Annotated in this window: 14 protein-coding genes and 3 rRNA genes; 14 read left to right on the forward strand and 3 right to left on the reverse strand. The window is 67.9% G+C overall.

The window, feature by feature from the left end; all coding sequences use genetic code 11:
* Positions 1-65 precede the first annotated feature (65 nt).
* From E0500_RS34270 to rrf, 4 genes are all read left to right on the forward strand, one after another.
* Complete coding sequence (locus E0500_RS34270; RefSeq protein WP_131571894.1) at positions 66-707, forward strand: DNA-3-methyladenine glycosylase; 642 nt, start codon at positions 66-68, stop codon at positions 705-707.
* Between the two features lie 603 nt (positions 708-1310).
* Positions 1311-2837, forward strand: a 16S ribosomal RNA gene (locus E0500_RS34275).
* 316 nt (positions 2838-3153) lie between these two features.
* Positions 3154-6277 (forward strand): 23S ribosomal RNA (locus E0500_RS34280).
* Between the two features lie 105 nt (positions 6278-6382).
* Positions 6383-6499, forward strand: a 5S ribosomal RNA gene (gene rrf / locus E0500_RS34285).
* The 16S, 23S and 5S rRNA genes sit together here, the layout of an rRNA operon.
* A gap of 29 nt (positions 6500-6528) precedes the next feature.
* Here rrf and E0500_RS43335 read toward each other — a convergent pair.
* A complete protein-coding gene (locus E0500_RS43335) occupies positions 6529-7737 on the reverse strand; it encodes a hypothetical protein (protein ID WP_220141839.1) in 1209 nt (402 codons plus the stop codon).
* An 81-nt stretch (positions 7738-7818) separates the two neighbouring features.
* On the opposite strand from E0500_RS43335, the gene E0500_RS43340 reads away from it, so the two are divergent.
* The gene (locus E0500_RS43340) at positions 7819-8634 is read left to right on the forward strand and encodes a tetratricopeptide repeat protein (protein ID WP_220141635.1); all 816 of its coding nucleotides are present in this window, start codon (positions 7819-7821) and stop codon (positions 8632-8634) included.
* 87 nt (positions 8635-8721) lie between these two features.
* On the opposite strand, the gene E0500_RS34295 is transcribed toward E0500_RS43340, so the two are convergent.
* A complete protein-coding gene (locus E0500_RS34295; protein WP_131558848.1) occupies positions 8722-10017 on the reverse strand; it encodes a DUF1015 domain-containing protein in 1296 nt (431 codons plus the stop codon).
* 82 nt (positions 10018-10099) lie between these two features.
* Between E0500_RS34295 and E0500_RS34300 the strand changes: the two genes are divergently transcribed.
* From E0500_RS34300 to E0500_RS34315, 4 genes are all read left to right on the forward strand, one after another.
* Complete coding sequence (locus E0500_RS34300) at positions 10100-11128, forward strand: HAD hydrolase-like protein (protein WP_131558850.1); 1029 nt, start codon at positions 10100-10102, stop codon at positions 11126-11128.
* A gap of 69 nt (positions 11129-11197) precedes the next feature.
* Entirely contained in the window at positions 11198-12241 is a 1044-nt protein-coding gene (locus E0500_RS34305; RefSeq protein ID WP_131558852.1) for an iron chelate uptake ABC transporter family permease subunit, read from the forward strand.
* Between the two features lie 5 nt (positions 12242-12246).
* Positions 12247-13341, forward strand: a complete 1095-nt coding sequence (locus E0500_RS34310) for an iron chelate uptake ABC transporter family permease subunit (protein ID WP_258573714.1) — start codon at positions 12247-12249, stop codon at positions 13339-13341.
* Complete coding sequence (locus E0500_RS34315; RefSeq protein ID WP_131558854.1) at positions 13338-14222, forward strand: ABC transporter ATP-binding protein; 885 nt, start codon at positions 13338-13340, stop codon at positions 14220-14222. The genes E0500_RS34310 and E0500_RS34315 overlap by 4 nt, the downstream gene beginning before the upstream one ends.
* A 51-nt stretch (positions 14223-14273) precedes the next feature.
* Here the strand turns inward: E0500_RS34315 and E0500_RS34320 are convergent, their stop codons facing one another.
* Entirely contained in the window at positions 14274-14621 is a 348-nt protein-coding gene (locus E0500_RS34320) for a sterol-binding protein (RefSeq protein WP_131558856.1), read from the reverse strand.
* A 64-nt stretch (positions 14622-14685) separates the two neighbouring features.
* On the opposite strand from E0500_RS34320, the gene E0500_RS34325 reads away from it, so the two are divergent.
* From E0500_RS34325 to E0500_RS34345, 5 genes are all read left to right on the forward strand, one after another.
* Positions 14686-15036: a hypothetical protein gene (locus E0500_RS34325; RefSeq protein WP_131558858.1), complete on the forward strand. Its 351-nt coding sequence runs from the start codon at positions 14686-14688 to the stop codon at positions 15034-15036.
* 7 nt (positions 15037-15043) lie between these two features.
* Positions 15044-15859, forward strand: coding sequence for a TlyA family RNA methyltransferase (locus E0500_RS34330; protein ID WP_131558860.1), 816 nt, complete (start codon positions 15044-15046; stop codon positions 15857-15859).
* Positions 15856-16761, forward strand: a complete 906-nt coding sequence (locus tag E0500_RS34335) for an NAD kinase (RefSeq protein ID WP_131558862.1) — start codon at positions 15856-15858, stop codon at positions 16759-16761. Before E0500_RS34330 ends, E0500_RS34335 begins: the two co-directional genes overlap by 4 nt.
* Positions 16762-16970: 209 nt before the next feature.
* Positions 16971-18713 (forward strand): DNA repair protein RecN, encoded by a 1743-nt coding sequence (gene recN, locus E0500_RS34340; RefSeq protein ID WP_131558864.1) that lies wholly within the window; start codon positions 16971-16973, stop codon positions 18711-18713.
* 364 nt (positions 18714-19077) lie between these two features.
* The gene (locus E0500_RS34345; protein ID WP_131558866.1) at positions 19078-20208 is read left to right on the forward strand and encodes a glycosyltransferase family 4 protein; all 1131 of its coding nucleotides are present in this window, start codon (positions 19078-19080) and stop codon (positions 20206-20208) included.
* Positions 20209-20307 lie beyond the last annotated feature (99 nt).

Genomic DNA, 20307 nt, shown 5'->3' on the forward strand with positions numbered 1-20307 from the left:
TTCCAAGGCGGAGGCCACCTGAACCACCCGCCGGTACACACCCGTCTGGACTACGCTCCTACGCCATGATCGCGACCCCCGACCGTACGCCCCTAACCCGGGAGTTCTTCGACCGACCCGTCCTTGAGGTCGCACCGGACCTCCTGGGCCGCGTCCTCGTACGCACCACCCCGGACGGTCCGATCGAACTCCGCCTCACTGAGGTCGAGGCATACGACGGAGAGAACGACCCCGGCTCCCACGCCTACCGTGGCCGCACAGCCCGAAACGACGTGATGTTCGGTCCGCCCGGCCACGTGTACGTCTACTTCACCTATGGGATGTGGCACTGCATGAACCTGGTGTGCGGCCCGGAGGGCCGGGCGAGCGCGGTGCTGCTGCGGGCCGGCGACGTCACAGCCGGCGCTGAACTCGCCCGCAAACGTCGAATCTCGGCCCGGAACGACAGGGAACTGGCCAAAGGCCCGGCCCGCCTGACCATGGCCCTGGGCGTGGACCGGGCCCTCGACGGTGCGGACGTCTGTGGCGGTCCCGACAGCCCCTTCGCCGCCCTGACCGGTACTCCCGCAGCCCCGGACCAGGTACGAAGCGGCCCCCGCACCGGCGTCGCAGGCGACGGAGGCACCCACCCCTGGCGCTACTGGATCGCCGACGACCCCACAGTGAGCCCGTACCGGGCACACGCACCCCGCCGCCGCCGAACTTGACGCGTCCCCGCGAGCTCCGTAACGTAGCCCGAGCCGCTTGAACCGGGTACTGCGTTTAGTCAGCAGCCGGAAGCGGCCAACCCACTACCTACAGCTCCCCTCAGCAGGGGCGAATTCGGTGTGCCCGCATGCCTGAATTCCGTACCCACGGAATCTCGATTATGAGTTTCCCGAGGGAATCGGCTAACGTAGTGGACGTCGGAAGGCGAAAAGCTCGACGACAAAAACCCGCTGACTGGGAATCGGTCCGAAAGGATCTGATAAAGTCGGAACCGCCGGAAAGGGAAGCGCGAAAGCGACTGACCTGGAAAGCGCCGAGGAAATCGGATCGGAAAAAGATCTGATAGAGTCGGAAACACCGAAGGGAAGCGCCCGGAGGAAAGCCACGAGAGAGTCTCTCGGGTGAGTACAAAGGAAGCGTCCGTTCCTTGAGAACTCAACAGCGTGCCAAAAATCAACGCCAGATATGTTGATACCCCGTCTCTCCCGGTTCCGGGAGGGCGAGGTTCCTTTGAAATAACACAGCGAGGACGCTGTGAGCCGGGGGGATTATTCCTCCTCCTGGTTCCGCTCTCGTGGTGTCATCCCGATTACGGGAAAACATTCACGGAGAGTTTGATCCTGGCTCAGGACGAACGCTGGCGGCGTGCTTAACACATGCAAGTCGAACGATGAAGCCCTTCGGGGTGGATTAGTGGCGAACGGGTGAGTAACACGTGGGCAATCTGCCCTTCACTCTGGGACAAGCCCTGGAAACGGGGTCTAATACCGGATACAACTACTACAGGCATCTGTTGGTGGTGGAAAGCTCCGGCGGTGAAGGATGAGCCCGCGGCCTATCAGCTTGTTGGTGAGGTAGTGGCTCACCAAGGCGACGACGGGTAGCCGACCTGAGAGGGCGACCGGCCACACTGGGACTGAGACACGGCCCAGACTCCTACGGGAGGCAGCAGTGGGGAATATTGCACAATGGGCGAAAGCCTGATGCAGCGACGCCGCGTGAGGGATGACGGCCTTCGGGTTGTAAACCTCTTTCAGCAGGGAAGAAGCGAAAGTGACGGTACCTGCAGAAGAAGCGCCGGCTAACTACGTGCCAGCAGCCGCGGTAATACGTAGGGCGCGAGCGTTGTCCGGAATTATTGGGCGTAAAGAGCTCGTAGGCGGCTTGTCACGTCGGGTGTGAAAGACCGGGGCTTAACTCCGGTTCTGCATTCGATACGGGCTAGCTAGAGTTCGGTAGGGGAGATCGGAATTCCTGGTGTAGCGGTGAAATGCGCAGATATCAGGAGGAACACCGGTGGCGAAGGCGGATCTCTGGGCCGATACTGACGCTGAGGAGCGAAAGCGTGGGGAGCGAACAGGATTAGATACCCTGGTAGTCCACGCCGTAAACGGTGGGAACTAGGTGTTGGCGACATTCCACGTCGTCGGTGCCGCAGCTAACGCATTAAGTTCCCCGCCTGGGGAGTACGGCCGCAAGGCTAAAACTCAAAGGAATTGACGGGGGCCCGCACAAGCAGCGGAGCATGTGGCTTAATTCGACGCAACGCGAAGAACCTTACCAAGGCTTGACATACACCGGAAACGGCCAGAGATGGTCGCCCCCTTGTGGTCGGTGTACAGGTGGTGCATGGCTGTCGTCAGCTCGTGTCGTGAGATGTTGGGTTAAGTCCCGCAACGAGCGCAACCCTTGTTCTGTGTTGCCAGCATGCCCTTCGGGGTGATGGGGACTCACAGGAGACCGCCGGGGTCAACTCGGAGGAAGGTGGGGACGACGTCAAGTCATCATGCCCCTTATGTCTTGGGCTGCACACGTGCTACAATGGCAGGTACAATGAGCTGCGATACCGTGAGGTGGAGCGAATCTCAAAAAGCCTGTCTCAGTTCGGATTGGGGTCTGCAACTCGACCCCATGAAGTCGGAGTTGCTAGTAATCGCAGATCAGCATTGCTGCGGTGAATACGTTCCCGGGCCTTGTACACACCGCCCGTCACGTCACGAAAGTCGGTAACACCCGAAGCCGGTGGCCCAACCCCTTGTGGGAGGGAGCTGTCGAAGGTGGGACTGGCGATTGGGACGAAGTCGTAACAAGGTAGCCGTACCGGAAGGTGCGGCTGGATCACCTCCTTTCTAAGGAGCACTTCTTACCGAGTCCTTCGGGACCAGGTCAGAGGCCACTACGTCGGCAAATGTTCGACGGTGGTTGCTCGTGGGTGGAACGTTGATTATTCGGCACACTTGATCGTCTTCTCCTTCCAGTACTGCTCCTTGTGGGCGTGGAACGTTGAGGGAAGCGGCGAGTGTGTCGGGCACGCTGTTGGGTGTCTGAGGGTGCGAGCGTTGCTCGTCCTTCGGGTTGCCGGCCCCGGTGAAGCACTGACGTAGTTGGTGTGTGACGGGTGGTTGGTCGTTGTTTGAGAACTGCACAGTGGACGCGAGCATCTGTGGCCAAGTTTTTAAGGGCGCACGGTGGATGCCTTGGCACCAGGAACCGATGAAGGACGTGGGAGGCCACGATAGTCCCCGGGGAGTCGTCAACCAGGCTTTGATCCGGGGGTTTCCGAATGGGGAAACCCGGCAGTCGTCATGGGCTGTCACCCGTACCTGAACACATAGGGTATGCGGAGGGAACGCGGGGAAGTGAAACATCTCAGTACCCGCAGGAAGAGAAAACAACCGTGATTCCGGGAGTAGTGGCGAGCGAAACTGGATGAGGCCAAACCGTATGCGTGTGAGACCCGGCAGGGGTTGCGTATACGGGGTTGTGGGATCTCTCTTCCACGGTCTGCCGGCCGTGGGACGAGTCAGAAACCGTTGATGTAGGCGAAGGACATGCGAAAGGTCCGGCGTAGAGGGTAAGACCCCCGTAGTCGAAACGTCAGCGGCTCGTTTGAGAGACACCCAAGTAGCACGGGGCCCGAGAAATCCCGTGTGAATTTGGCGGGACCACCCGTTAAGCCTAAATATTCCCTGGTGACCGATAGCGGATAGTACCGTGAGGGAATGGTGAAAAGTACCGCGGGAGCGGAGTGAAATAGTACCTGAAACCGTGTGCCTACAAGCCGTGGGAGCGTCGCGCAGGGAACTTGTTCCTTGCGTCGTGACTGCGTGCCTTTTGAAGAATGAGCCTGCGAGTTTGCGGTGTGTTGCGAGGTTAACCCGTGTGGGGAAGCCGTAGCGAAAGCGAGTCCGAATAGGGCGGTGTAGTAGCGCGCTCAAGACCCGAAGCGGAGTGATCTAGCCATGGGCAGGTTGAAGCGGAGGTAAGACTTCGTGGAGGACCGAACCCACCAGGGTTGAAAACCTGGGGGATGACCTGTGGTTAGGGGTGAAAGGCCAATCAAACTCCGTGATAGCTGGTTCTCCCCGAAATGCATTTAGGTGCAGCGTCGTGTGTTTCTTGCCGGAGGTAGAGCACTGGATAGGCGATGGGCCCTACCGGGTTACTGACCTTAGCCAAACTCCGAATGCCGGTAAGTGAGAGCGCGGCAGTGAGACTGTGGGGGATAAGCTCCATGGTCGAGAGGGAAACAGCCCAGAGCATCGACTAAGGCCCCTAAGCGTACGCTAAGTGGGAAAGGATGTGGAGTCGCAGAGACAACCAGGAGGTTGGCTTAGAAGCAGCCACCCTTGAAAGAGTGCGTAATAGCTCACTGGTCTAGTGATTCCGCGCCGACAATGTAGCGGGGCTCAAGCGTACCGCCGAAGTCGTGTCATTCACACATATGGCCCTAACGGGTGTGTGGATGGGTAGGGGAGCGTCGTGTGCCGGGTGAAGCAGCCGCGGAAGCGAGTTGTGGACGGTTCACGAGTGAGAATGCAGGCATGAGTAGCGATTCACACGTGGGAAACGTGTGCGCCGATTGACTAAGGGTTCCTGGGTCAAGCTGATCTGCCCAGGGTAAGTCGGGACCTAAGGCGAGGCCGACAGGCGTAGTCGATGGATAACCGGTTGATATTCCGGTACCCGCTGTGAAGCGTCAAACATCGAGCATCGTGATGCTAAGGCCGTGAAGCCGTTCCGGACCCTTCGGGGAATGGAAAGTGGTGGAGCCGCTGAACCAAGCGGTTAGTAGGTGAGTGATGGGGTGACGCAGGAAGGTAGTCCATCCCGGGCGGTGGTTGTCCCGGGGTAAGGGTGTAGCCCGAGTGGTAGGTAAATCCGCCGCTCTTGCAGGGTGAGACCTGATGCCGAGCCGATTGTGGTGAAGTGGATGATCCTATGCTGTCGAGAAAAGCCTCTAGCGAGTTTTATGGCGGCCCGTACCCTAAACCGACTCAGGTGGTCTGGTAGAGAATACCGAGGCGTTCGGGTGAACTATGGTTAAGGAACTCGGCAAAATGCCCCCGTAACTTCGGGAGAAGGGGGGCCATTCCTGGTGATCCAATTTTCTTGGTGAGCTGGGGGTGGCCGCAGAGACCAGCGAGAAGCGACTGTTTACTAAAAACACAGGTCCGTGCGAAGCCGTAAGGCGATGTATACGGACTGACGCCTGCCCGGTGCTGGAACGTTAAGGGGACCGGTTAGCTCACTTTCGGGTGGGCGAAGCTGAGAACTTAAGCGCCAGTAAACGGCGGTGGTAACTATAACCATCCTAAGGTAGCGAAATTCCTTGTCGGGTAAGTTCCGACCTGCACGAATGGCGTAACGACTTCTCGACTGTCTCAACCATAGGCCCGGTGAAATTGCACTACGAGTAAAGATGCTCGTTTCGCGCAGCAGGACGGAAAGACCCCGGGACCTTTACTACAGTTTGATATTGGTGTTCGGTTCGGCTTGTGTAGGATAGCTGGGAGACTGTGAAGCGTGGACGCCAGTTCATGTGGAGTCGTCGTTGAAATACCAGTCTGGTCGTGCTGGATGTCTAACCTGGGTCCGTGATCCGGATCAGGGACAGTGTCTGATGGGTAGTTTAACTGGGGCGGTTGCCTCCTAAAGGGTAACGGAGGCGCCCAAAGGTTCCCTCAGCCTGGTTGGCAATCAGGTGTTGAGTGTAAGTGCACAAGGGAGCTTGACTGTGAGACCGACGGGTCGAGCAGGGACGAAAGTCGGGACTAGTGATCCGGCGGTGGCTTGTGGAAGCGCCGTCGCTCAACGGATAAAAGGTACCCCGGGGATAACAGGCTGATCTTCCCCAAGAGTCCATATCGACGGGATGGTTTGGCACCTCGATGTCGGCTCGTCGCATCCTGGGGCTGGAGTCGGTCCCAAGGGTTGGGCTGTTCGCCCATTAAAGCGGTACGCGAGCTGGGTTTAGAACGTCGTGAGACAGTTCGGTCCCTATCCGCTGTGCGCGTAGGAGTCTTGAGAAGGGCTGTCCCTAGTACGAGAGGACCGGGACGGACGAACCTCTGGTGTGCCAGTTGTTCTGCCAAGGGCATGGCTGGTTGGCTACGTTCGGGAGGGATAACCGCTGAAAGCATCTAAGCGGGAAGCCTGCTTCGAGATGAGGACTCCCACCCACTTGATGGGGTAAGGCTCCCAGTAGACGACTGGGTTGATAGGCCAGGTCTGGAAGCCCGGTAACGGGTGGAGGTGACTGGTACTAATAGGCCGAGGGCTTGTCCTCAGTTGCTCGCGTCCACTGTGTTAGTTCTGAGACAACGAACAGTTGTCGGCTTTGAGTAGAACAGTCAATTGAAGAGTGTGCTTGTTCGCTCGAAACCAATAGGGTTTCGGTGGTCATAGCGTGAGGGAAACGCCCGGTTACATTCCGAACCCGGAAGCTAAGCCTTACAGCGCCGATGGTACTGCAGGGGGGACCCTGTGGGAGAGTAGGACGCCGCCGAACAATCTTTGGAGGACCCCTGGTCCCAGCGTTCAGCTGGGGCCAGGGGTCCTTTCGTTTTTCCGGAGCGCACCGGGTACTCGGCTGCGCAAGAATGACTGCGGTACCGAAGACAGGAGTCCCCGATGTCCACCAACTCTCCCGACGAGCGACCGGAGCGCGATCAGCGCCGCCGGGACAGTGGTGACCGCGGCGACCGTGGCGGGTACCGAGGTGGTCCCCGTCGCGACAACGACCGAGGCGGTTATGACCGTGGCGGCTATGGGCGGCGCGACGACCGGCGCGATGACCGGCGTGATGGTGACCGCGGTGATCGGGGCGGGTTCCGGCGCGACGACCGGCGTGATGACCGGCGTGGCGACGACCGCGGTGACCGGGGTGGCTTCCGGCGTGATGACAGCCGGGGTGGGTTCCGAGGGCGCGACGACCGGGGTGGCGATCGGCGCGACGATCGCAGGGATGACCGCCGTGATGACCGCCGTGATGACCGGCGTGGCGACGACCGCGGTGACCGGGGTGGCTTCCGGCGTGATGACCAGCGTGGTGGCTACGGAGGGCGCCGCGACGACCGCCGAGAGGGCGACCGAGGGGCACGTCCCGGATTCCGCCGTGACGAGCGCGGTGACCGTGGCGAGCGCGGTGGCTTCCGGCGTGACGACGACCGCGGTGACCGGGGTGGCTTCCGGCGTGATGATCAGCGTGGTGGCTACGGAGACGGGCGTCACGACCGGCGTGACGACCGGCGGGACGACCGGCGTGAAGGTGAGCGGCGGGACGACCGGCGTGAAGGTGACCGTGGTGATCGTGGTGGGTTCCGCCGCGACGACCGTGACCGGGACCGGGACCGTGGGTTCCGGCGTGACGAGCGTGGTGGCTTCCGCCGGGATGACAGCCGGGGTGGGTTCCGAGGGCGCGACGACCGGGGTGGCGATCGGCGCGACGATCGCAGGGATGACCGCCGTGATGACCGGCGTGGCGACGACCGCGGTGACCGGGGTGGCTTCCGGCGTGATGACCAGCGTGGTGGCTACGGAGGGCGCCGCGACGACCGCCGAGAGGGCGACCGAGGGGCACGTCCCGGATTCCGCCGTGACGAGCGCGGTGACCGTGGCGAGCGCGGTGGCTTCCGGCGTGACGACAGCCGTGGTGAGCGCGGTGGTTTCCGCGGCCGTGACGATCGTGGTCGCGGGCCCCGCGGTGACGACCGTGGTGGTCGGCCCGGGCGTCCCGGTGGTTTCCATGGGCGTGGCGACGACCGGCGTGGTGGCGGGCGCTTCCGTGAGGACCGGGAGAGGGAGCGGGACCGCGAGCCGATCAAGCGGCTGCCGATCCCCGAGGACGTCACTGGCGAGGAGATCGACAAGGACGTACGGCAGGAGTTGCAGAGCCTGCCCAAGACGCTTGCCGACGACGTCGCCAAGAACCTGGTGATGGTCGCCAAGCTCATCGACGAGGACCCCGAGGGTGCCTACGGCTACTCCAGGGTGGCCCTGCGGCTCGCCTCGCGCGTCGCCGCCGTGCGGGAAGCGGCCGGCTTCGCCGCGTACGCGAACCAGAAGTACAGCGAGGCTCTCGCGGAGTTCCGGGCCGCGCGGCGCATGACCGGGAACATCGACCTGTGGCCCGTCATGGCCGACTGTGAGCGTGGTCTCGGGCGGCCCGAGAAGGCACTGGACATGGCCGGAGCGCCCGAGGTGCACAAGCTGGACAAGGCCGGGCAGGTCGAGATGCGGCTCGTGGCGGCCGGCGCCCGGCGGGACATGGGGCAGCTCGACGCGGCCATTGTGACCTTGCAGAGCCCCGAGTTGGCCTCCAACTCCGTTCAGCCGTGGACCGCACGGCTGCGGTACGCGTACGCCGACGCGTTGCTCGCGGCCGGACGTGTGGGCGAGGCGCGTGAGTGGTTCGCCAAGGCCGTCGAGGCCGACAAGGACGGCAGTACGGATGCCTCCGACCGGCTTGCGGAGATGGACGGCGTCGAGTTCGTCGACGCCCTCGACGAGAACGAGAACGAGAACGAGAACGAGGGCGACGGCGACGTCAAGAGCGGTCGTGAGGAGCAGAAGGACGGTCTCGGTGACGGGCGCGGTGCTCCCGCCGCTTCTACCGAGGACAGTTCCGAGGATCGTGACAGCTGACGTCCGTGACAGCTGACATCCGCGACAGGTGATGTCTGACGACTTATGGCGGGGCCCGTGACGCGCGGGTCCCGCCATTTTCGTGTTTCAGATCTCCAGTGCTCTCAGGACCAGGCCCGACGCCGGCTTCGGGCCGAAGGACGTCGACTTGCGGGGCATGGTGACACCCTGGCGGGCGAGGTCGCGGACGACATCCTCGCGGACGGGGTGCATCAGGACCGCGGTGCCGCCGTCCCGCTCCGCCTTGGCGACGGTGGCCGCTGCGTCATGTATGTACGCGACGTGCGCGGGGGAGTCCTCCGGGATGTGCCACACGTGGTCCAGGAGAGTGGCGTGCAGCACCGTTGCATCCAGGGTGCGCCAGGCCTCCGGGCGGTCGGCGGGGACCGTACGGTCCAGGAGGGCCGGGTCCGGGTGGTCGAGGAGGTGGAAGGCGCCGTCGCCGGCGAGGAGGAAGGCGTTGCCCGTGCAGGTCGCGTCGGCCAGGGCCGCCAGGGCCTCGGAGAGCGGGACGTCGAGGCGGCGTACGCGGAAGTGGTCCGCCACGGCGGAGAGCGCTTCCGGCAGGGGGAGCCGGTGCAGGAGGCGGTGGATCGCGCGGACCCGGAGCGGGTAGCGCGCCGTGTCGACCAGGAGGACCAGCCCGTGGTCCCACGGGCTGGGGGAAGGGTGCTCCGCGCGTAGACGCAGGTATGTCGCCCAGCGGTGGTGGCCGTCGGCGATGAGGGCCTGGTGGTGGGCGAGGTCCGATCGGATCTCTGTGAGGTCGGCCGGGTCCGTCACGGCCCACAGGCGGTGGCTGAAGCCGTCCTCCGTGGTCGTGGCGAGGAGCGGCGGGCGCTCGGCGGTGCGCTCGATGACGGCTCTCGTGCCGGTTGCCGAGCCGTTGCCGCGGTACGTCAGGAGCAGGGGTTCGAGGTTGGCGCGGGTGGCGCGCATCAGAGCCGCGCGGTCGTCGACCACGTGGGGCATGACGTCCTCATGAGGGAGGACCACGCCGTCCGGTGGCTCCGACAGGCGGAGGGCGCCTATGACGCCGCGCTGCAGCATGCCGCCGCCGTCACGCTGCTCGTACACGTACAGGCCGGGCTCGTCGTCCGCGACCAGGACTCCGTCGGAGAGCCAGCGGTACAGGGTGGCCGCCGCCTGGTCGTTGCGGGCCGTGGGGGTGGGGGCCTGCGGGAGTATCAGGCGGACGATGTTGTGCGGGTCGGCGGACTCGAGGTGGAGCAGTCCGTCGGGGCGTACGACCACGTCGTACGGCGGGGATGTCACCGCGGACAGGCTGCGGACCCGGTCGGGGGCGTAGCGAAGGCCCCGGAACGGGGACAGTTCGAGGCCACTGCGCGCCGGGGTCTCCTTCGCGGGACCTGCATAGTTCATTGAGGCATCGTATGTGTGTCAGTGGCATGCGCGATGATCGGACCGAGAGATCGGCACGTGATCGACCGAGGAGCGATGTGCAATGAGCCAGACCGTCAGGACGCGGCCTGAGGGCAGTGGCCGGCCCCTGAGCGAGGCGTACGACACGGCGCTGCTCGATCTGGACGGCGTGGTGTACGCGGGTGGGAGCGCGATCGCGCACGCCGTCGAGTCGCTCGGCACGGCACGTGGGGGCGGGATGCACCTCGCGTACGTCACGAACAACGCGCTGCGGACGCCCGACACGGTGGCCGAGCACCTCACGGCGCTGGGCATACCGACCGAGGCCGGTGAGGTCATCACCTCGGCGCAGGCAGTGGCCCGGCTCATCAGCGAGCAGGTACCCGCCGGGGCCCGCGTGCTGGTGATCGGCGGGGACGGGCTGCGGGTGGCGCTGCGGGAGCGGGGGCTGGAGCCCGTGGAGTCCGTCGACGACGACCCGGTGGCGGTGGTGCAGGGCTACGGCGGGCCCGACCTGCCGTGGGGGCGGTTCGCCGAGGCCTGCTACGCCATCGGACGCGGGGTGCCGTGGTTCGCGTCCAACACGGATCTCACCATTCCGAGTGCGCGCGGCATCGTCCCCGGGAACGGGGCGGCGGTGGAGGTCGTACGGATCGCCACGGGCGCCGAGCCGCAGGTGGCGGGCAAGCCGCTGACTCCGATGCACCGGGAGACGGTCCTGCGCACGGGCGCAGAGCGGCCACTCGTGGTCGGGGACCGGCTGGACACGGACATCGAGGGAGCCTTCAACGGCGAAGTGGACTCGCTGCTCGTACTGACCGGGGTCACCGACGGCGCGCAGCTGCTGGCCGCGCCGCCGCAGCACCGGCCTACGTACGTCGACGCGGATCTGCGCGGGCTGCTCACCGGGCAGCCCGAGGTCGTCGAGGCGGCCGAGGGTTTCCGCTGCGGTGGCTGGATGGCGACGGCCGGGAGCGACCGGCTGGAGCTGGAGGGCGACGGTGAGGTGCTCGACGGGCTGCGCGCGTTGTGTGCGGCGGCCTGGACGGCGGCCGGGGCGGGCTCGTGCGGGCTGGACGGAGGGAAGGCGCTGGCGCGGCTCGGGCTGTGAGGGCAAGCAGGGCGGGATCGAGACCAGGGCGAGATCGAGACCGGGGCGAGGGTAGGCTAACCTAACCTGGTGTTCGTCGACAGTCCTCCTGAGCAGCGCGCGGTGACCACCGCTGCGCCCCCCGAACGTCGGGCGATACGGACCATGGGACTCCTCACCTCCGTGGGAATCCTGGCCCTGGTCGCCCTGGCCAGCATCGCCATCGGTGCGAAAGAGCTCTCGTTGGAGCAGGTCTGGCACGGCCTGTTCGACGACACCGGGACGTACGGCGACGTCGTGGTCGGTGAGCGGCTGTCCCGCACCGTCCTCGGGCTGCTCGCCGGGGCCGCGCTCGGCCTGTCGGGTGCTCTGCTCCAGGCGCTGACCCGCAATCCGCTGGCAGACCCCGGGCTGCTCGGCATCAACGCGGGCGCGTCCGCCGCCGTCGTCACCGCCATCACGTTCCTCGGTGTCACTTCGCTGAGCGGCTATGTGTGGTTCGCGTTCCTCGGGGCGGCCGTGGTCGGGGCGCTGGTCTGGTTCCTCGGTGGCAGCCGTGGGGCGACGCCCGTGCGGCTGGCGCTGGCCGGTACGGCGATCACGGCCGCGCTCTACGGCTACCTCCAGGCCGTGATGATCACGGACGGGGCGGCGCTCGGCAAGATGCGTTTCTGGACGGTCGGTTCGCTGGCCTCGGCGACCGACTCGACCATCACCCAGGTCCTGCCGTTCTTCGGGGTCGGCCTGGTCCTCGCGCTGTTCCTGGCCCGGCCGCTGAACGCGGTGGCCATGGGCGACGACACCGCCCGCGCGCTCGGCGCCGGCCTGGGCCGCACTCGCGCGCTCTCGATGGCCGCCGCCACCGTGCTGTGCGGGGCCGCGACCGCCGCCTGCGGGCCGATCGTGTTCGTCGGGCTGATGGTCCCGCACCTCGTACGGTCCTTCACCGGGCCCGACCTGCGCTGGATCCTGCCGTACGCGACGATCCTGTCGCCCGTGCTGCTGCTCGGCGCCGACGTCATCGGGCGGATGGTGGCGCGGCCGGCGGAGGTTCAGGTCGGGATCGTCACCGCGGTGCTCGGCGGCCCGGTCTTCATCTTTCTCGTACGGCGGCGGAGGACGACTCAGCTGTGAAGGTCATGGACACACCCGCCATACGCACGTCCGACGGAACCGGGCCGGGCACCCGCAGGGCCGCCCTGCGCGACCGCGTCGTCCGCACGCCGGGCGGACTCTCGGTGCGCGTGGACGTGCGCGCGTTCACCGTCGTCGTCGCGCTGCTGCTGGCCGCGTTCACCGCGAGCGTCGTCCTGATCGGCACCGGCGACTTCCCGATCCCGGCCGTAGACGTTCTCAGGACGCTGATGGGCAACGGCGACGCGGGCCAGGAGTTCATCGTCAACGAGCTGCGGCTGCCGCGCGTCCTCGTCGGGCTGCTGGTCGGTGCCTCGCTCGGCCTCGGCGGTGCGCTGTTCCAGTCGATCTCCCGCAATCCGCTGGGCAGTCCGGATGTGCTGGGCCTCGCGCAGGGCTCGACCGCGGGCGCGCTCGTCGTGATCGTGCTGTTCTCGGGTTCCGCGGGGCAGGTCACGGCCGGGGCGCTCGTCGGCGGCCTCGTGACGGGGCTCGCGATCTATCTGCTGGCCTGGAAGCGGGGCGTGCACGGGTACCGGCTCGTCCTGGTCGGCATCGGCGTATCCGCGATCGTCACCGCGGTCAACGGCTATCTGATCACCAAGGCCGACCTCGTCGACGCGGCCCGCGCGGTCGTGTGGATGACCGGCTCCCTGGCCGGCCGTGACTGGTCCCAGGTCTGGCCGCTGCTCTGGATGTGCGCCGTCCTCGTACCGCTGGTGCTGGCGAACGCGCGCGGGCTGAGGATGACGGAGATGGGCGACGACGTGTCGTACGCCCTCGGGGTGCGTGTCGAGCGCTTGCGGATGCTGCTGATGGTGGCGGCCGTGCTGCTCACCGCCGGGGCGACCGCGGCCGCGGGGCCGGTCGGCTTCGTCGCACTGACCGCACCGCAGCTCGCACGGCGGCTGACCCGCTCTCCCGGACCGAACCTCGCGGCGTCCATGTGCATGGGCGCGACCCTGCTGATCACCGCGGACTGGGCCGCGCAGCGGGCCTTCGGCGCCGACCAGCTGCCCGTGGGCGTGGTGACCGGGGTCCTCGGCGGTGTCTATCTTCTGTGGTTGCTGGTCACCGAGCGGAAGGCCGGGCGGATATGAGCGGCACGTCGGCGAACGGCACGCCCGCGAACGAGAACAACGACAAGAGCACGAGGAGCACTGTGAACCGCCTGTCCGCCGAGAACGTCACCCTCGCCTATGACCAGCGCGTCATCGCCGAGCAGCTGTCGGTGGAGATCCCCGACAACTCGTTCACCGTGATCGTCGGCCCCAACGCCTGCGGCAAGTCGACGCTGCTGCGCGCCCTTTCCCGGATGCTGAAGCCGTCCCAGGGGCGGGTGCTGCTGGACGGGGACGTCATCCAGTCGATGCCCGCGAAGAAGGTCGCCCGGACGCTGGGGCTGCTGCCGCAGTCGTCCATCGCGCCCGACGGGATCACGGTCGGGGACCTGGTGGGGCGCGGGCGGTACCCGCACCAGGGGCTGCTGCGGCAGTGGTCGACCGAGGACGAGCGGGTCGTACGGGAGTCGATGGAGTCGACCGGTGTCGCGGAGCTCGCGGACCGCTACGTCGACGAGCTCTCCGGCGGCCAGCGGCAGCGCGTCTGGATCGCCATGGCGCTCGCCCAGCAGACGCCGCTGCTGCTCCTCGACGAGCCGACGACCTATCTGGACATCCAGCACCAGATCGACGTGCTCGACCTCTGCGCGGAACTCCACGAGGAGCAGGGGCGGACGCTGGTGGCGGTGCTGCACGACCTCAACCACGCCGCCCGGTACGCCACGCACCTCATCGCCCTGCGCGGCGGTCAGGTGATCGCCGAGGGGTCGCCCGCCGACATCGTCACGGCCGGGCTGGTCGAGGACGTCTTCGGGCTGCGCTGCCAGGTCATCGAGGACCCGGAGACGGGGACGCCGCTGGTGGTGCCGGCGGCGCGTAAGGCCCGTACCCGGGTGGCTGCGGCAGAGGCGTCCTCCTGATGACCGAAGCATCACGATGACGAACGCGTTCGGGTGACGGACGCGTTCTGATCACAGCAGCTTTCTGAGGCGCAGGAGGTCGAGCAGGCCCGCTTCCAGCCTGACCCGGCCGGAGCCCCAGGCCTTCGCGAAGTGGAGCTCGCCGTTGACCATGGAGACCAGGTCATCGCCGGTCATCGTGAGACGGATCTCGGCCCTCTCCCGAGGCGGCCCCTGGAGCGTGTCCTGTACGTGGATCCGGCCGTCCGTCAGGCGGCCGGCGAAGGTGACGTCCAGGTCGGTGATGTGGCAGCTCAGCGAGCGGTCGAGCGCGGCGGCGCTGCGGACGTCGCCATTGGCGCCCGCCAGGTTCTCCGAGAGCTTGTCGAGTGCGCTGCGGCACTCCTCAATCGTGGCCATCGCGATCGACGGTACCCCAGGGCTTCATCCACGGTACCCAGGGGCTTCGCGGTAGCGTCGGGGCATGAGTGACTCAAGTCCGGACGCCGAGGCCCCGCAAGAGGGGGCCCCGGAGCCTGGCGTGCCCGAGCCCGAGCCGGAGGGTGAGCCCGCGTACTACCCGGCCGCCCCGGCCCCGCTCGGCGTGCCGCGCACCCCCACCGGCAACGCCGACGTCGACGCGGCCCTCGACCGGCTGGGGGACGCCGACCACCTCGGCACCGACGGACACGTCGAGGTGTACGAGGATGTACACGGGGGGCTGAGGGACGCGCTGACCGCGCTCGACGCCCGCCCGGGACCTCCGGCGTCCGGGCGAGGCCCTTCGGGCCACACCATCCAGTCGGTACCCGCACAGGACCAACACAGGAGCTGAACCACACGTGGCAGGAGTGGCACGCCGCCGTCTCGACGCCGAGCTGGTGCGACGGAAGCTCGCGCGCTCGCGGGAGCACGCGAGCCAGCTGATCGAGGCCGGGCGCGTGACCGTCGGCAAGACCATGGCGACCAAGCCCGCCACCCAGGTGGAGACCGCCGCCGCGATCGTGGTCGCACAGGACGACAGAGATCCGGACTACGTCTCCCGCGGCGGCCACAAGCTCGCCGGCGCCCTGAAGGCGTTCGTGCCGCAGGGGCTGGCGGTCGAGGGGCGGCGGGCGCTCGACGCCGGCGCGTCCACGGGCGGTTTCACCGATGTCCTGCTGCGGGCGGGCGCCGCGCATGTCATCGCCGTCGACGTCGGCTACGGACAACTTGCGTGGTCTCTGCGAAGCGATGAACGCGTCACCGTCAAGGACCGTACGAACGTACGCGAGTTGACGCTCGCAGCGATCGATGGGGAGCCTGTGGATCTTGTCGTGGGGGATCTGTCCTTCATCCCGCTCGGCCTGGTGCTGCCCGCCCTGGTGCGGTGCGTGAAACCGGACGCCGATCTGGTGATGATGGTCAAGCCGCAGTTCGAGGTGGGGAAGGAGCGGCTGGGGAGTGGCGGAGTCGTACGCAGCCCGGAGCTGCGCGCCGAGGCGGTGCGCTCAGTGGGCGAGAAGGCGGGGGAGTTGGGGCTCGGCGTGCGCGGCGTGACCGCCAGCCCGCTGCCCGGACCTTCGGGCAATGTCGAGTACTTTCTGTGGCTGCGAGCCGGGGCACCCGCGCTGGATCCGGCCGATGTTGACCGTGCAGTGGCGGAGGGGCCGCGTTGACGCAGAACCGAGCTCGTACTGTTTTCCTGCTGGCCCACACCGGGCGGCCGGCGGCCATCCGGAGCGCCGAACTCGTGGTCAAGGGGCTGCTGCGCTCCGGGCTCGGCGTGCGCGTCCTGGAGTACGAGGCGCGCGACCTGCCGCTGCCGGACGAGGTGGAGCTGGTCAAGGAGGCCACTCCGCAGTGCCTCGAAGGGTGTGAGCTGCTCATCGTGCTCGGCGGCGACGGCACGCTGCTGCGCGGCGCGGAGTTCGCCCGCGCCTCCGGGGTGCCGATGCTCGGCGTCAATCTCGGGAGCGTCGGCTTCCTCGCCGAGGCCGAACGGGACGACCTGGACAAGGTCGTCGACCGGGTGGTGACCAAGGCGTACGAGGTCGAGGAACGCATGACCGTCGACGTCGTCGTGCACCGCAACGGCGAGATCGTGCACACCGACTGGGCGCTCAACGAAGCGGCCGTGCAGAAGGCGGGGGCCGAGAAGCTCCTTGAGGTCGTGCTGGAGATCGACGGGCGGCCGGTGACGGGCTTCGGCTGCGACGGGATCGTGCTGTCCACGCCGACCGGGTCGACGGCTTACGCCTTCTCGGCCGGCGGGCCGGTGGTGTGGCCGGAGGTCGAGGCGCTGCTGATGGTGCCGATCAGCGCGCACGCGCTGTTCGCGAAGCCGTTGGTGACGTCGCCGGACTCCGTGCTCGCCGTGGAGGTCCTGCCGCATATCCCGCCGGGCGTGTTGTGGTGCGACGGGCGGCGGACCGTGGAGCTGCCGCCGGGGGCGCGGGTCGAGGTGCGGCGGGGGGCTGTGCCGGTGCGGCTGGCCCGGCTCCACCATGCGTCGTTCACCGATCGGTTGGTGGCGAAGTTCGCGTTGCCGGTTTCGGGGTGGCGCGGGGCGCCGCATTAGATTGCGCCCGGCGCCACGGATGCTGCCCGGGCGCCGGCCAACCCCCGCGTTGGCGGGGACCACCGCATCCGTCACTCTTCCAAAACGGTGACGACCGGACCACCCCCGCGTGGGCGGGAAGCTGTCAGCCCAACGAGGATGGACTGACGAAGGTAACGCCCCGTTCTCGTTGTGGGGGGCGGCGTCGCACGTGGCCGAGAAAACCTCGTATGGTCGGGGGCGTGTTGGAGGAGATGCGGATACGGTCGCTCGGAGTCATCGACGACGCAGTCGTCGAGCTGTCGCCCGGGTTCACCGCCGTCACCGGTGAGACGGGTGCGGGCAAGACCATGGTGGTCACCAGCCTCGGCCTGCTGCTGGGCGGACGCGCGGACCCGGCGCTCGTACGGATCGGAGCGAAGAACGCGCTCGTCGAGGGGCGGGTCAGTGTGCCCGTGGGCGCCTCGGCGGTCGTCCGCGCCGAGGAGGCCGGGGCCGAACTCGACGACGGGGCGCTGCTCATCAGCCGTACCGTTTCCGCCGAGGGGCGCTCGCGGGCACACCTCGGCGGGCGTTCCGTGCCGGTGGGCATGCTCGCCGAGCTGGCCGACGAGCTGGTGGCCGTGCACGGGCAGACCGACCAGCAGGGACTGCTCAAGCTGTCCCGGCAGCGGCAGGCGCTCGACCGGTACGCGGGGGACACGGTGACCGTGCCCCTCGCCAAGTACGGGGAGGCCTACCGCCGTCTGCGTGCCATCTCCACGGAACTGGACGAGATCACCACGCGCGCGCGTGAACGGGCGCAGGAAGCCGACATGCTGCGCTACGGCCTCGACGAGGTCGCGGCCGTGGAGCCGCGGCCCGGCGAGGACGTGGAGCTGGCCGAGGAGGCCGAGCGGCTGGGGCACGCGGAGGCGCTGGCATCCGCCGCGACGTCCGCACACGCCGCTCTCGCGGGCAATCCCGAGGACCCGGAGGGCGTGGACGCCTCGACGCTCGTCGCGGGCGCACACCGGGCGCTGGAGGCCGTACGGTCGCACGATCCCGCGTTGGCCGCGCTCGCGGACCGGATCGGCGAGATCGGGATCCTGCTGGGCGACGTGGCCGGGGAACTGGCCGGGTACGCCGACGACCTGGACGCCGATCCGCTGCGGCTCGCGGCGGTCGAGGAGCGCCGTGCCGCGCTGACCGCGCTGACGCGGAAGTACGGGCAGGACGTGGCCACCGTGCTCGCGTGGGCCGAGCAGAGTGCCACGCGCCTCACCGAACTGGACGGCGACGACGAACGGATCGAGGAGCTGACCGCCGAGCGGGACGCGCTGCGGACCGAACTGGGCGGGATGGCACAGGCCCTGACGGACGCGCGGACGGAGGCCGCGGACCGCTTCGCGGCGGCCGTGACCGCGGAGCTGGCGTCGCTGGCCATGCCGCACGCGCGCGTGTCCTTCGCCATCCGCCAGACCGAGGACCCGGAGGGCGTCGAGGTCGGGGGGCGTGCGGTCGCGTACGGGCCGTCCGGTGCCGACGAGGTCGAGCTGCTGCTGGCGCCGCACCCGGGGGCGCCGCCGCGGCCCATCGCCAAGGGGGCTTCCGGTGGTGAGCTGTCGCGCGTGATGCTCGCGGTGGAGGTGGTCTTCGCCGGGACCGATCCCGTGCCGACGTATCTGTTCGACGAGGTCGACGCGGGGGTCGGCGGCAAGGCCGCGGTCGAGATCGGCCGGCGGCTCGCCAAGCTCGCCAGGACCGCGCAGGTCGTGGTCGTGACCCATCTGCCGCAGGTCGCCGCGTTCGCCGACCGGCAGTTGCTGGTGGAGAAGACCAACGACGGGTCCGTGACGCGCTCCGGGGTGAAGGTGCTGGAGGGCGAGGAACGGATCCGGGAGCTGTCACGGATGCTGGCGGGGCAGGAGGACTCCGAGACGGCCCGGGCTCATGCGGAGGAGTTGCTGGCGACGGCCCGGGGCGACGGGTAGTCGTGGGCGACTCGGGCCGCGCTCGCCCACGCGGACGCGCTCGTGGCGGCTGCCGCGTGCGGGGGACGTGCGGGGAACGGATCAGTGAGGTGGCACGCTCCCCGAAACCCCGGTGAGCAGCCGCCGGTGTGTCCGTGACCAAGTAGAGGAACCGCCGTACGGAATGTCACTCGTGTGAGTGACCTGGTGTGGTCGGGTCGCCCATGGTGGTGCGGGAGCGCCTCCTGCGTGGTGCCGCAACTTCCTCATGGCCTGGCATCCTTGGCGTAGCAGGCGGAAGCGGTTTGTGCGTGCACCCCCTCCGCACGATCCTTCGGTACGTTTCTTCGTGACCGCCCGATGCCGAACCAGGAGCCCCGGCCACGTGAGCCACGTGAGCAGCCACTCACCACAGGGCCAGTCGCCGCTGCGCACCGTGCAGGTGCTCGGCGGCGGGAGCGCGGGCAGCAGCACGCATGTGCGGTCGCTGGCCTCGGGCCTCGTCGCCCGCGGCGTCCGGGTCACCGTGTGCGCCCCCGGCGAGGCGGACCGGACGTACGACTTCACCGGTGTGGGCGCCGTGCACGTTCCCGTGCCCCGCAGCAGCGACCCCGCCTCCGTGGCCGCGCTGCGGACGGCCTGCGCGGACGCCGACCTGGTGCACGCGCACGGGCTGCACGCCGCGTTCCGTGCCGCGCTCGCGCTCAGCGGGCGGCCGGTGCCGTTCGTGGTGACGTGGCATTCGCGCGCGCATGCCGAGGGGGCGCGGGGGCATCTGCTGCGGATGCTGGAGCGGCGGGTCGCCAAGGCTGCGACGGTGGTGCTGGGGACGACCTCCGACCTCGTCGACCGGGCGCGCAGCCGGGGTGCGCGGGACGCACGACTCGCGGCTGTCGCCCTGCCCGCGCGGCGTGTCGGCGGCGAGGACCCCGATCGGCCGCGGTCCAAGGCACGGGCCGAAGTCGGCGCCACGGACCGGCCCTTGCTCATGGCCGTCGGCACGCTCGACCGGTACCGGGGGTACGAGACGCTGCTGGACGCCGCGCGGGCCTGGTGCGGGCTCGACCCCGTGCCGTTGCTCGTGGTCGCGGGGGAGGGGCCGTTGCGGCCCGTTCTGCAGCGGCGCATCGAGGACGAGGAACTGCCCGTGCGGCTGGTGGGGCGGCGTGACGACGTCGGTGAGCTGATCGCCGCCGCGGATCTCGCGCTGCTGCCGAGCAGCTGGGAGGCCCGGTCGGTGCTCGCCCAGGAAGCCCTCCACGCGCGCGTGCCGCTCGTCGCGGCGGCCGCCCCCGGCATCCCCGAACTGGTCGGTGACGCGGCCGAACTCGTCCCGTACGGCGACGGGGAGGCCTTCGGGGAGGCCGTCGTACGCCTCCTGGCCGATCCCGGTCGGCGGGAGTTCCTCAAGGAGCGGGGCGTCCGGCAGACGGCCACCTGGCCGACCGAGGACGAGACTGTGTCCCAGGTGCTCAGTGTCTACGACGAGTTGACCCAGCCCCGGCCGCTTTCCTAGCCGGGCCGCCGGCCGACCCACGCTGCCCTACTGCACCTGTCTCTGTGCCCGCGGGGCCAGTCGCCTGCCGGGCGGCAACCGAGGATCGGGCGTGGCGGA

Source organism: Streptomyces sp. KM273126, assembly GCF_004337435.2.
Lineage (GTDB): Bacteria > Actinomycetota > Actinomycetes > Streptomycetales > Streptomycetaceae > Streptomyces > Streptomyces acidicola.